This window comes from Streptomyces sp. NPDC104381, assembly GCF_055583745.1.
Window position 1 is genome coordinate 236710 of sequence record NZ_JBVJNK010000004.1, and the last position, 12798, is coordinate 249507.

8 protein-coding genes are annotated in these 12798 nt (G+C 73.2%); 5 read left to right on the top strand and 3 right to left on the bottom strand.

All coding sequences use genetic code 11. The annotated features are described in order from the left end of the window. The first annotated feature begins 213 nt into the window (after positions 1–213). The 5 genes from ACZ607_RS14880 to moeZ all read left to right on the top strand — a co-directional run bounded on the left by ACZ607_RS14880 (position 214) and on the right by moeZ (position 6446). The gene (locus ACZ607_RS14880; RefSeq protein WP_469735119.1) at positions 214–2043 is read left to right on the top strand and encodes a DUF3492 domain-containing protein; all 1830 of its coding nucleotides are present in this window, start codon (positions 214–216) and stop codon (positions 2041–2043) included. Between the two features lie 31 nt (positions 2044–2074). Further along, positions 2075–3271, top strand: a complete 1197-nt coding sequence (locus tag ACZ607_RS14885) for a hypothetical protein (protein ID WP_469735120.1) — start codon at positions 2075–2077, stop codon at positions 3269–3271. Between the two features lie 131 nt (positions 3272–3402). Then, on the top strand, positions 3403–4368 hold the full coding sequence (locus ACZ607_RS14890) for an NAD-dependent epimerase/dehydratase family protein (protein WP_356716154.1): 966 nt from the start codon (positions 3403–3405) through the stop codon (positions 4366–4368). Continuing rightward, positions 4356–5183, top strand: a complete 828-nt coding sequence (locus ACZ607_RS14895) for a spherulation-specific family 4 protein (protein WP_469735121.1) — start codon at positions 4356–4358, stop codon at positions 5181–5183. The genes ACZ607_RS14890 and ACZ607_RS14895 overlap by 13 nt, the downstream gene beginning before the upstream one ends. Before the next feature lie 84 nt (positions 5184–5267). Beyond that, positions 5268–6446, top strand: coding sequence for an adenylyltransferase/sulfurtransferase MoeZ (moeZ, locus tag ACZ607_RS14900; protein WP_469735122.1), 1179 nt, complete (start codon positions 5268–5270; stop codon positions 6444–6446). Between the two features lie 66 nt (positions 6447–6512). Here moeZ and ACZ607_RS14905 read toward each other — a convergent pair whose 3' ends face one another. The 3 genes from ACZ607_RS14905 to ACZ607_RS14915 all read right to left on the bottom strand — a co-directional run bounded on the left by ACZ607_RS14905 (position 6513) and on the right by ACZ607_RS14915 (position 12629). Next, on the bottom strand, positions 6513–8054 hold the full coding sequence (locus ACZ607_RS14905) for an alpha/beta hydrolase (protein WP_469735123.1): 1542 nt from the start codon (positions 8052–8054) through the stop codon (positions 6513–6515). 83 nt (positions 8055–8137) lie between these two features. Next, positions 8138–9736, bottom strand: coding sequence for an alpha/beta hydrolase (locus ACZ607_RS14910; RefSeq protein ID WP_469735124.1), 1599 nt, complete (start codon positions 9734–9736; stop codon positions 8138–8140). 76 nt (positions 9737–9812) lie between these two features. Then, positions 9813–12629 carry a lysylphosphatidylglycerol synthase transmembrane domain-containing protein gene (locus tag ACZ607_RS14915; protein WP_469735125.1) on the bottom strand — a complete coding sequence of 939 codons (2817 nt, stop codon included), beginning with the start codon at positions 12627–12629 and terminating at the stop codon, positions 9813–9815. Positions 12630–12798: the final 169 nt, after the last annotated feature.

A 12798-nucleotide genomic window follows, 5' to 3' on the forward strand; every position in this document is an offset into this window, starting at 1 on the left:
CGCGCGCCGCGCCCCCCCCCCCCCCCCCCCACCCCCCCCCCCCCCCCCCCCCCCCCCCCCCCCCCCGGGGGGGCAAACCTCCCCCGGCAACACCCGGGGGGGGGGGCCCCCCCACCCCCGCCCCCCCCACCACCCATGAATCCGCATACGGTCGTCCCGCTGCGAGTCGCCGATCAACGGCGGCCGCCCACAAGGGAGATCGGGGGTGTGCTCGTGCGGATCGGACTCCTCACGGACGGTGGTTATCCGTATGCGACCGGTGAGTCCAGACTCTGGTGCGACCGTCTGGTGCGCGGTCTTCCCCAGCACGAGTTCGACCTCTTCGCGCTCAGCCGCTCCGCCGACCAGGAACAACAGGGCTGGGTCAGACTCCCCGACCGGGTCGGACGGGTGCGGACCGCGCCGATGTGGACGCACTTCTCGGAGGACACCCGCCACACCGGCCGCCCCCGGGGGCTGACGGGCAGACTCGCCACCGGCCTGGGGCGCTCGTACGGGCGGCGGGACCGCCGGCGCTTCACGGCGCACATGGCGGCACTCGTCGGAGCGGTCTGCGCCGGCGCGGAGACCGGCCCGGAATCCGAGGGCGTGGACTCCGGGACGGCGGCCGCCCTCTTCACGGACGGCCTCTACGGCCTGGCCGAACTGGCCGGGGAAGGCGGCGGACTGCACCACGCCCTGCGCTCCGAGACGACCGTACGCATCGTGGAGGCGGCCTGCCGCGCCCCGGGCACCGGGCGCACCGTCCACGGCGCCACCGTCCCCGACTACCTCGCCTTCGTGGCCGAGCTGGAGCGCTCGCTGCGCCCCCTCTCCCTCGACTGGTACGACGAGGACGGCCTCGGCGCGGTCGACCTCTGCCACGCGGCGTCCGGCGGCGCGGCCGCTCTGCCGGGACTGCTGGCCAAACGCTTCTTCGGAGTGCCCCTGCTGGTGACGGAGCACGCCGTGCCGCTGCGGGCCCACTACCTCGCGGCGCCCGAAGCGCTCCTCGGCGCGCCGGTGCGCGCCCTGCTGGCCAACTTCCACGGGCTGCTCGCCTCCGAGGTCTACCGGCAGGCCGCGCTCATCACCCCCGGCAACACCCATGTCCGCCGCTGGCAGGAGCGCTTCGGCGCCGACCGGAACAAGCTGCGCACGGTCTACCCGGGCATGGAGGCGGAGCGGTTCGCGGCCGTGGGGGAGGGCGACGACGACGGCGGCCCCGCCACGCTGGTGTGGATCGGACGGATCGAGCCCGCCAAGGACCTGATCGCCCTGCTCCACGCCTTCGCCGAGGTGCTCAGGGCCGAACCGGACGCCCGGCTGCGGATCTTCGGCGCGCCGGTCCAGGGGGCCGAGGGCGACACCTACCTCGCCCACTGCAAGGCACTCGCCGCCCAGCTCTTCCCCGACGAGGCCACGGACGCGCACGCCGTCGGCGACAACCCGGTGACCTTCGAGGAGATCGGCGGCCCCGAGGTGTCCGACCTCGCGGAGGCCTACGCCTCGGGTGGCGTCGTCGTGCTCTCCAGCGTCGTCGAGGGCTTCCCCATCAGCCTGGTCGAGGCGATGTTCTGCGGCCGGGCCACGGTGTCGACGGACGTGGGCGCCGTCGTCGAGGTCGTCGGCGGTACGGGGCTGGTGGTGCCCCCGCGCAATCCGCGAGCGCTCGCCGACGCCTGCGTCGCGCTCCTGCGCGACCCCGAGCGCCGGGCGCGCCTGGGAGCGGCGGCGCGCGCCCGGGCGCTCGAACTCTTCACCGTCGAACAGAACCTCGCGGCATTCCGCGGCATCTACCTGGACCTCGTGGGCCAGGCCCCGTCCCGCTGGGCGACACCGCCCGATCCCGGCGATCCGGCTGCTCCGCCGCGCCCCTTCTCCACCCCGCCGGAGGCCCATGTGCTGGGGGCGCTCCCTCCCGGACGGATCACGGGGGCGCTGCCCGGCCGGCCCTCGGCGGGTGCGGCCGTCGGTGCCGCCGCCTCACGGGTGCCGAGCTGGGCGCTCGGCACCGAAGGCGTGTGCGCGGGCGCACGCGGGGCGGGGGACGGCGATGCGTGACGACATGGGCCACGACCACGGAGGAGCCCCGATGGGCGGACCGAACGACGCCCCGGCCCAGGACACCGGGGACGAGCCGGCGGACGAGGGCCGGAGCCCGGTCCGCTCCGCCGTCCGGGCACCCGAGATCGCCTACCACCCGGCCCGCCGGTCCGTGGTCAGGCGCGGACCCGCCGACCCCGTGAAGGTGCTGATGCACCGCCACCGGGAACTCTGCGAGCGCGCCGTGGACCCGCTGGAGATCGCCGCGGGCCTGGAGGCGCACGGGCTCACCGACCGCGCCGCCGCGCGCTACCGGCACCGCGACGTCTTCTCCCTCGCGGAGGAGCTCTACGCCCGCGTCCCCGGCGCCGGCAGGCACGCCCCCCGGCCCGCCGGTGCGAGGCCGGACCCCGGCGGGGAGGCGCGGGCCGGCTGGACGCTCCACGCCCTCCTGCCCGGCGCCGCCTGCCTGGCGACCGCCGGCGCGCTCCGGGTCACCGAAGGGGTGCTCGGCGGCGAGGCCAGGTTCGCCGTGACCGCCGCCGGGGCGCTGCTCGTCGTCCTCGGGCTCCGGCTCGCCCTGCGCGCCGGTCCGCTGCGCGCCCCGGACGGCACCGGCGGCGTCACGCTGTACGTCTGCTGGCTCCTCGGCTACGCGGTGTACGGCGACGACCTGCTCGCCCAGGTCATCAGCGGCGGACCCGACGGCCACTGGACCGCCGCGCCCGCCCCCCTGCTCGGGCTCACGCTCGCCCTGGCCCCCGGGGCCTGGTGCGCCCATCTGTTCTCCGTACAGGCGCGCCGCCGGCTCGCCGGGTCGCACGGGCTGTCGGACTTCGGCGCGGGCGTACGCCCCCTGCTCCTCGCCGCTGTCGCGCTCTTCCTGTGCGCGCTGACCGCGCTGCTGTACCTCGCCGGCCTCGGCCATCCCGGTGCGGGTGGCGGCCTCCTGGCACCCGCCGCCCTCGGGGCCCTGCTCTTCCTGGCCCGCCTGCTGGCCGTCCACGGCTTCCCTGAGCCGCCCGCCACCGGGCTCGCCGCCGCCTGCGCCGTCGAAGTGGCTGCGCCCTTCCTGGTCCTGGCCGGCCGGCTGCCCGGTCTCGGCCTCCTCGCCCGGCCGGTCGACGCCGTGTACACCACGGCCGGTCCCGCCGGCGTACCCGTCCTGGCTTGCGGTGTCGCCGCGTTCGGACTGCTGGTCCACGCGTCGGTCACCCTCACCCGGGCATCCGCCCACGCCGCCTGATCCCGCCCCACCCCCGCGGAGCCGACGCCGCGGGTCTCCCGTACCGCACACCACCTTCCTCAAGGAGACACCGACATGACCCCCCAATCCCCCGCACCGGCAGCCCGCCGTCGGCACCGAGGGGGCGCGCGATGAGGGTTCTGCTGCTCGGAGCCAACGGATTCCTCGGACGCTTCGTCGCCGACCGGCTGCTCGCCGACCCCGCCGTGCACCTCACGGCGCTCGGTCGCGGCGACGACGCCGATGTGCGCTTCGACCTCGCGGGCGGCAGCCCGGGAGCGCTCACCCGCTTCCTGGACGCCGTCCACCCCGGGGTCGTCGTCAACTGCGCCGGTGCCACCCGCGGCGGCGCCCGGGACCTGACCCGCCACAACACCGTCGCGGTGGCCACCGTCTGCGAGGCGATGCGCCGCAGCGGGTGCAGCGCGCGGCTCGTCCAGGTCGGCTGTGCCTCCGAGTACGGGCCCTCGCAGCCCGGCTCGTCCACCGCCGAGGACGCCGTACCCCGCCCGGGAGGTCCGTACGGGGTCAGCAAGCTCGCCGCCACCGAGCTGGTCCTCGGCTCCGGCCTCGACGCGGTCGTCCTGCGGGTCTTCTCACCGGTGGGGCCCGGCACCCCGGCCGGATCCCCGCTCGGCCGGCTCGCGGAGACCATGCGCCGCGCCATGCAGACCGGCGACCCCGAGCTCAAGCTCAGCGGTCTCGGGGTGCAGCGGGACTTCGTCGACGTACGGGACGTGGCGCGTGCCGTGCACGCCGCCTCGCTCTCCGCCGCCCAGGGCGTGGTCAACATCGGCACCGGGCGGGCGGTACGGCTGCGTGACGCGGCGGCGGTCCTCGCCAGGGTCGCCGGTTACGCGGGCGCGCTCCACGAGCTCGACACGCCCCCCGGCCGGCTCCCCATCGGCGCCCCCCGCACCTCCTCGGAATCGGTCGTGGAGCACCTCGCCGCGACCCCTTCGCCCTACCCCGACGGCTGCGGCGCCTGGCAGCAGGCCGATGTGCGCACCGCCCGGGACCGGCTCGGATGGCGTCCCCGGATCAATCTGGAGGAGTCCCTCGCCGATATCTGGATGGAGGCGGCATGCCGCATCTGACCAGTACCGGCCCCACCCTGCGGACCGGCGGCGCGGACCAGCTCGGCGTGGGGATCCCCGGATACGCGCACCCGCTGCTCGCGCCCGCCGAGTGGGCCGGGCTCAACCGGCCGGGCACCCCGCTGCACTGGGCCGTCCTCAACATCGACAACGGTCCGGGGGCGCGGCCCGACCCGCACTGCCTGGAGGCCGCCGGCCGGCTGCGCAACGCCCGTGAGCGGGCCCTGCACGGGGAGGCCCCCGAGGACACGGTGCGGGCGTCGGGGGGCAGGCTGCTGGGCCACCTCGACCTGGCCTTCGGCGGCCGCCCCTTCGCCGAGCTGATCGCCGACGCCCAGTCCTACCTCGACTGGTACCGCGTGGGCGGCTTCTACCTGGACCACTGCCCGGCCGGGCGGGACGGGCTCCACCCGGTCCGCCGGCTGACGAGCACCCTCTCCGCGCTCCTGGCCGACAGCGACAGCGCGGACGAGGAGGGCGGGCGGCTCGTCCTCGGCCACGGCACCCACCCGCACCCCGGTTACGCCGAGGCCGCCGACCAGCTGGTCACCTTCCGGGGGCCGTGGACGGACTACCGCTGGTCCCAGGTGGCCGAGTGGACCGCCGCGTACGAACCGGGCCGCTTCGCCCACTTCGTCCACGGCGTCCCGCGTACCCACCTGGAGGAGGCCATGCGCATCGCGCGCTGGCAGGGCGCGGGCACGATCTTCTTCACGGACCGGGACGGAGCGAAGGGGCAAACCGATCCATTCGCGACACTGCCCAGCTACTGGGACGAATTCGTCTCGCGGATCGGACCTGGTATCTCGGAATGAGGAGCGGCGTGGCAGTGTTACGGGAGAACAACCGTACGTAGATGAAGTACGTAGAAACCGACCACCTGCATTGTTGAGGTTCCTGTGTCGCTGCCACCCCTGGTCGAGCCAGCTGCTGAGCTCACCGTCGACGAGGTCCGCAGGTACTCCCGCCACCTGATCATCCCGGATGTCGGGATGGACGGACAGAAGCGGCTGAAGAACGCGAAGGTGCTCTGTGTCGGAGCCGGGGGCCTCGGCTCGCCGGCCCTGATGTACATGGCCGCGGCCGGTGTCGGCACGCTCGGCATCGTCGAGTTCGACGAGGTCGACGAGTCGAACCTCCAGCGCCAGGTCATCCACAGCCAGGCCGACATCGGCAAGTCCAAGGCCCAGTCGGCCAAGGAGACCGTGCAGGGGATCAACCCCCTGGTGAACGTGGTCCTTCACGAGGAGCGGCTCGAAGCCGACAACGTGATGGACATCTTCGCCCAGTACGACCTGATCGTGGACGGCACGGACAACTTCGCCACCCGCTATCTCGTCAACGACGCCGCGGTCCTGCTGAACAAGCCGTACGTCTGGGGCTCGATCTACCGCTTCGACGGTCAGGCCTCCGTCTTCTGGTCCGAGCACGGACCCTGCTACCGCTGCCTCTACCCGGAGCCCCCGCCCCCCGGCATGGTTCCCTCCTGCGCCGAGGGCGGTGTCCTGGGCGTGCTCTGCGCGTCCATCGGCTCCATCCAGGTCAACGAGGCCATCAAGCTGCTCGCCGGCATTGGTGACCCGCTGGTCGGCCGTCTGATGATCTACGACGCGCTGGAGATGCAGTACCGCCAGGTCAAGGTCCGCAAGGACCCCGACTGCGCGGTCTGCGGCGAGAACCCCACCGTCACCGAGCTCATCGACTACGAGGCCTTCTGCGGCGTCGTGTCCGAGGAGGCCCAGGAGGCGGCGGCCGGTTCCACGATCACTCCCAAGCAGCTCAAGGAGTGGATCGACGGCGACGAGAAGATCGAGATCATCGACGTCCGCGAGCCGAACGAGTACGAGATCGTCGCGATCCCCGGCTCCCGGCTGATCCCGAAGAACGAGTTCCTGATGGGCAACGCCCTCCAGGACCTTCCGCAGGACAGGCGCATCGTCCTGAACTGCAAGACCGGTGTCCGCAGCGCCGAGGTCCTCGCGGTCCTCAAGTCGGCGGGCTTCGCCGACGCGGTGCACGTCGGCGGCGGCGTGATCGGCTGGGTCAACCAGGTCGAGCCGGAGAAGCCGATCTACTAGACCTGCGAGGCGACGACGTACGAAGGGGCCGGCTCCGCGGAGCCGGCCCCTTCGCATGCCCGGACCTCAGGAGCAGACACGTCCGTCCGACGGGACCCTGCCCTTCAGGAAGTAGGCGTCGACGAGCGAGGTCACGCAGTCGCTCCGGCCGTACGCGCCGTGGCCCTCGCCCCTGTTGGTCACCATGACGCCGACCCCCTCGCCCAGCTCGTCCGCCATCCGCCGCGCCCCCTCGTAGGGGGTGGCCGGGTCGCCGGTGGTGCCGACGACGAGGACCGGCGCGGCTCCCGGGGCACTCGCCTCCGGGGTGTCGCGCTCGCCCTCGACCGGCCATCCCGCGCACCAGCCCGCCGTGTCCCAGGCCAGGAACGGGCCGAACACCGGGGACAGCTTCCGGAATTCGGGCAGCAGCGCCCTGGCCTCGGCGGCCGTCGGCCGCGCCTTGGCGTCGGCGCAGGAGATGGCCCGCTGGGAGTGGCTCCGGGTGTCGTAGTGCCCGTCGCCGTCACGGCCGTTGTACGAGTCGGCCAGCGCGAGGAGACGGTCGCCCCTGCCGCCGTTCTCGGCCTCGTCGAGCGCGGACGTGAGGGTGGGCCAGCTGCTCCGCGCGTACAGGGGAGCGACGATGCCGATGACGGCGAGCGATTCGTTGAGCTCGCGTCCCGAGGAGGTCGGCAGCGGGTCCCCGTCGATCCGTTCCAGCAGCCGGGCTATCCGCCGGGTGCCCGCCGCCGGGTCCTGGCCGCGGTCCTTCAGGTAGTTCTCCAGGGCCCGCTGGAACCCCTCCGCCTGGTTGCGGGCGTGGCCCACCGAGTCCGCCGTCGGGTCGACGACGGCATCCAGCACGACCCGCCCCACGTTCCGCGGGAAGAGGTGCGCGTAGGTCCCGCCGAGCTCCGTGCCGTAGGAGACGCCGAAGTACGACAGCTTCTCGTCGCCCAGCGCGCGGCGTATCGCGTCCATGTCCCGGGCGGCGTTCGCCGTGCCGACGTGGGGGAGCAGAGGGCCGGAGAGGCGTGCGCAGCCGGCGCCGAAGTCCCTGCCGTCCCGGAGGAACGCGGCTTCCTCCGCCGGGGTGTCCGGGGTCATGTCGATCTCGCGGGAGGCCTTCTCCTGCTCTTCGTCGTCGCGGCAGCGGACCCCCGCACTCGCCGCGACCCCGCGCGGGTCGAACCCGACCAGGTCGTAGCGGGTGTTGAGCTCGCGGTAGGAGGAGGCGGCGCGCGGCAGGATGTCCACTCCCGACCCGCCGGGGCCGCCGAAGTTGAACAGCATCGAACCGAGCCGCTCGCTCCGGCGCGTGGCGGACTTGCGGATCAGCGCGATGCCGATCGTCTCCCCGTCCGGCCGCGCGTGGTCCAGGGGGACGTCGAGCGTGGCGCACCGCCAGGCGGGACCCGGCGCCGATCCGCCCTCCGGGGCGCCGCAGCGCTTCCAGTCCAGGGGCCGGGTGGTGCCCGGCGCCTGGGACGAGGTCGCGGAGGCGCGCGGTGAGGAGCCCTTCGAGGACTGCGGCGGCCCGGGACCGTCGTCGCACCCCGCGAGGACCGCCGACACCAGCAGCAGGGCGGCCGCCGCGCCCGCCCGGGCCCGTCCACGTACGCGCACGCGCGCTCCCTCCCCCGTGCCCGGAGGCCGCCGTCCGAGGCAGGCGGTCCGGGTGTACCGATGTCCGGCTGTTCAACGAGCGGTCACTCGCAGACCGTTCCCGACTTCGGGACCTTGCCTTCGAGCAGGTATCCGTCCACGGCCCGCTGCACACAGGTGCTGCCGCCGTTGTACGCCCCGTGGCCCTCGCCCTTGTAGGTGAGCTCGATCCCGACCCCCTTGCCGAGCTCGGTGGCCATCGCCTTCGCGCCGGCGTACGGGGTGGCCGGGTCCCCGGTGTTGCCGATGACCAGGATCGGGGCCGAGCCGGGGGCGCTGACGTCCGGGTTCTCCCAGGCGCCCGCGACGGGCCAGCCGGTGCAGGACATCAGCCCCCAGCCGAGGTAGTCGCCGAACACGGGGGAGGCCTTGCGGAACTCGGGGAGCGCCTTCCTGGTCTGCTCCAGGCTGAACCGCTGCTTGGAGTCCGCGCAGTTGATGGCGGTGTTGGCGGCGTTCGAGTTGTCGTAGTGCCCGTCCTCGGAGCGGCCGTTCAGCGAGTCGGCGAGGGCGAGGAGCAGCCCGCCGTTGTTGCCGTCCGCCTCGTCCAGGCCCTGTTCGAGCAGTGGCCAGGTCTCCTTGGAGTAGAGGGCCGACGCGATGCCCGTGGTGGCCTGGGTCTCGGTCAGCTTCCGTTCGCCGAGTCCCGGGACGGGCTTCTTCTCCAGGTCGGCCAGGAGCGTGGCGATCCAGTCCTGGACCTCCTTGGAGGTGGTCCCGGGGAGCTTGCAGTCGTCGCGCTCGGCGCAGTCGGCGGTGAAGTTGTCCAGGGCGAGCTGGAATCCCTCGGCCTGGCCGAGCGCGGACTCCAGGGCGTCCTCCGTCGGGTCGACGACCGCGTCCAGGACGGCCCGGCCGACCCGCTTCGGGTACAGGTGCGCGTAGACACCGCCGAGTTCGGTGCCGTACGAGATCCCGAAGTAGTACAGCTTGTCGTCACCGAGCACCTGGCGCAGCAGATCCATGTCGCGGGCCGCGTTCGTCGTGCCGACGTAGGGCAGCTCGTCCCCCGAGTTCTCCTCGCAGTCGGCGATGTAGGACTTCTGGTCGTCGACGAAGGCCTTCTCCTCCTCGGCGTCGTCCGGGGTGCCGTCCTGCTCGTAGCGCTTGTCCAGCGTGCTGTCGTCCGAGCACTCGACGCCCTCGCTGCGGCCGACGCCGCGCGGGTCGAAGCTCACCAGGTCGTAGCGGGTGCGGAGCGTGTCGTACGCGGTGCCGAAGGAGGGCAGGGTGGCGACACCGGAGCCGCCGGGGCCGCCGAAGTTGAAGATCAGCGAACCGATCCGCCTGTCCTTGTTCCGGGCGGCGGCGCGGATGAGGGCCAGCTCGATGGTCCGGCCGTCCGGGTCCGCGTAGTCGAGGGGTACGTCCATGAAGGAGCACTCCCAGGACGTCCCGCCCGGCAGCGGCGAGGGGGACGTACCGCTGCCCTGCGACTGGCTGGGCGGCGGACACGCCTTCCAGTCGAGCTTCTGGGAGGCCAGCTCCTTCGACGTGGCCGTGGGCGACGCCGTCGAGGCGGTCGTCGGCGTCGACCTCCCCGTACCTCCGTCGTCCCCGTCGTCCGAACAGGCGGCCAGTGGAAGCAGCACGGTGGCGGTGGCGGCGAGGGCGGCGGCACGCAGAACGGGGGAGGTCCTCATGGATCCATCGTGCGGCGGAGCGCGAGGGATCGCGCGGGGCGCGGTCCATGCGAGTGGCGCGCCCCGCGCGTGTGTTCTAGAGCTCGCCCTTGCGGGTCAGCTGGTTGAAGCAGATCCAGCCGGGGAGCACCGGCAGCCACAGCGTCATCACGCGGTACAGCAGGACGGCCGGCGCGGCGACCTCCTTCGGCAGGCCCACCGCGATCAGACCCAGCGTCAGCGCGCCCTCGACCGCGCCCATACCGCCCGGGGTGGGCGCGGCGGATCCCAGCGCGTTGCCCGCGAGGAAGACCACCGCGATGCTGGCGTAACTGAGCTGAGGGACGTCGGGACCGCTGAACGCGCGGATCGACGCGTCGAGGCAGAGTACGAACAGTCCGGTCAGCAGCAGCATGCCGCCGATGCCCGTGACCAGCTTCTGCGGGCGCTGCACCACGTCGAGCATGCGGGGCACGACACCGGCGAACAGCGACCGCACACGGGTGACGACGAACTTCCGCAGGAACGGGATCGCCGTCACCACCAGCACGAGCACGGCGACCGTGAGCAGGCCCGCGATGACCGTCCTCGACGGGGTGAGCGAGTCCGGGGTCTTCTCCGTGCCCGTCAGATACCCGAACAGGGCGAGCAGCAGGATGTGGCAGCCCAGGCCGAACAGCTGGGAGGCGCCCACGCTCGCGACGGCGAGCCCCGGGCGCACCCCGGCGCGTTGCAGGAAGCGCGTGTTCAGCGCCACCCCGCCGACCGCCGCCGGGGCCACGATCTTCACGAACGACCCGGCCACCTGCGCCAGCACCGTCTTCCCGAACGGCACCCGCTCGGGCACGAAGCCGAGCAGGCTCATGGCCGCGGCGACGTAGCTCAGGGCCGAGAAGCCGAGGGCCGCGGCCACCCAGCCCCACTCCGCCTGCTCCACGACCGTGCCGAAGTCGGCCTCGGTGACCTGGGAGATCAGGAAGTACGCGGCGATGGAACCCGCGATGAAGCTGAACAGGGTGCGCGGCTTGATGCGCTCCAGCCGGACCGGCTCGACCGGCGCCTGCGGCCTGATCAGCAGCACCTGACGGCGGATCTGGGCCAGCATGTCCTCCTCGCGGGCCTCTTCCAGGGCATCGTCTATCGCCCGCTTCTCGGCCTGCTTCTCCGTGCGCTGCGACTTCCGGGCCGCCTTGCGGTCGGCGGACGCCGCGGCGTCGTGCTCCTCCGCCTTGGCCTGCTTGGCCGCCTGCGAGGCCTCCAGCACGGCCTCGCGCTCGCGCTGCGAACGCTCCCGGGCGAGCCTGCGCAGGGTCGCCCGGGTGGAGCGGCTCAGGGCGATCGGCTGGAGCAGCGGCAGACAGTCGGCGACGGCGTCGGGCCCGAGGACGGCGAGCGCCCCCTCGACGGCCCGTTCCGCGCCCACCCGCAGACCGGTGGTGGTGAGCAGCTGGGCGACGTCCATGCGCAGCACCAGGTCGCCGGCGGCGATCTCGCCGCCTCGCAGGTCGGTGACGAACACCTTGCCGGAGTCGTCCACGAGGATGGCGTCCCCGGTGAGCCTGCGGTGCGCGATCCGCCGCGACTGGAGTGCCTGCACCTGCCGCCACGCGCCCCGCACCAGGTCGTCGGTGATCTCCTCGTCCTCCATGGCGTCCAGCGAGCGCCCGCCGATGTGCTCGTAGACGAGCATCACGGCGTCGGGTCCGAGCTCGGACGTGGCGATCAGCTTCGGCGCGTTCGCCCCGGCCGCGATCGCCGCGTACGCGAGGAGCGCCTCCTGCTCCAGGGCCTGGCGCAGGGACAGGATGGAGCGGCGCTGGGTGATGCTGCGCAGCGTGAGCCTGCGCCACACCCGGTAGAAGAACCCCTGGGCCTGCTGTTCGCGGTCGACGACCGTGACGTCCAGCGGTGGTCCGTCCTCCAGGGTCACCAGATAGCGGCGGCCGCGGTCGCTCTGGTCGATGTTGTCGGGGGCGTCCTCGGTGCGCATCGCGGCGACCGGGCGGAAGCCGACATGGCGCAGACCGGCCATCAGATGCTGGCCGGTCGGACGGACGTTCGGCGAGCCGACGGCGTACAGCGTGCCGTACGCGACGGTCCAGCCGATCAGCACGGTGAGGACGATCGAGAACGGGGTGGTGTAGCCGCCGACCAGCATGGCGAAGGCGTCAAGGAGCAGCACCACCCACAGGACGACCCGCCAGCGCGGTCTGCGTGCCATCCCGACCGCCGTCATATAGGCGATGACGGGGGCGAGGTAGCCGTGCACCGGGTCGGTGAGCGCGTCACCCGGCTGGGGCTGGGTCAGGGCGTCCCGGATCGTCCCCGACGCCGACCTGGCGACCCAGAGGTCGGTGGCCAGGGTCACCCCGTGCGCCAGCACGGCGGCGAGCACCCCGTCCGCGATCCGCAGCCCGTCGCGTTTCACCAGACGCTCGATCGCGAAGGCGACCGGGACGAGGAGCACGGCGATGCTGGACACCAGGCCCGCGAGCTTGATCAGCAGATCGGGGGCCTGGTCGGTGCCCTTGGAGATGTCGTCCTCAAGGCCCGTGGTGGTCCCCTGGGCGAACGCCGCGACGGAGAACAGCAGCGCGATCGCGAGGACCCCGATGAGGAGCCGCATCAGATCGGAGGGCCGGTGGACCCGGGCGGGCAGCAGCGGCTCGTCGCCCGACACACGGTCGGTCAGGCCGCTGTCCGCCGACGCGAGGGTCGAGCCGGCGAGGTGCTCACCGGAGCGCCCGGTGCTCTTCCCGGACCGCCCGTCGTCGTTCCCGCTGTCCTTCCCGGCGTCCTGGGCTCCGTTCTTCCCGGAGCCCCGGGTCCCGCCGGATTCCGGGGCACCAGGGGCATCGGGCGCGTCCGGGCGCGACTCGGCGTCGGAGGCGCCCGCCGCCTTCGGTGGCTGCACGCCCTGCTCCTTAGCCTCTGACGAATCTTCGTCTTCTCGTATCACCGGTCACCGCCCGCATGATGGTGGCACGGCCTGCAGACAGAGGGGGGCATCAGGGTGCATTGCGCGGGCGCGATGCGCAACATACGCTGCTTCGCCCCCGCGTGCACGGTGTGTGACCAGGACG

Coding starts and splice junctions, on each gene's coding strand:
- ACZ607_RS14885 (WP_469735120.1), top strand. CDS start 2,075: ATGGGCGGACCGAACGACGCCCCGGCCCAGGACACCGGGGACGAGCCG.
- ACZ607_RS14890 (WP_356716154.1), top strand. CDS start 3,403: ATGAGGGTTCTGCTGCTCGGAGCCAACGGATTCCTCGGACGCTTCGTC.
- ACZ607_RS14895 (WP_469735121.1), top strand. CDS start 4,356: ATGCCGCATCTGACCAGTACCGGCCCCACCCTGCGGACCGGCGGCGCG.
- ACZ607_RS14910 (WP_469735124.1), bottom strand. CDS start 9,736: ATGAGGACCTCCCCCGTTCTGCGTGCCGCCGCCCTCGCCGCCACCGCC.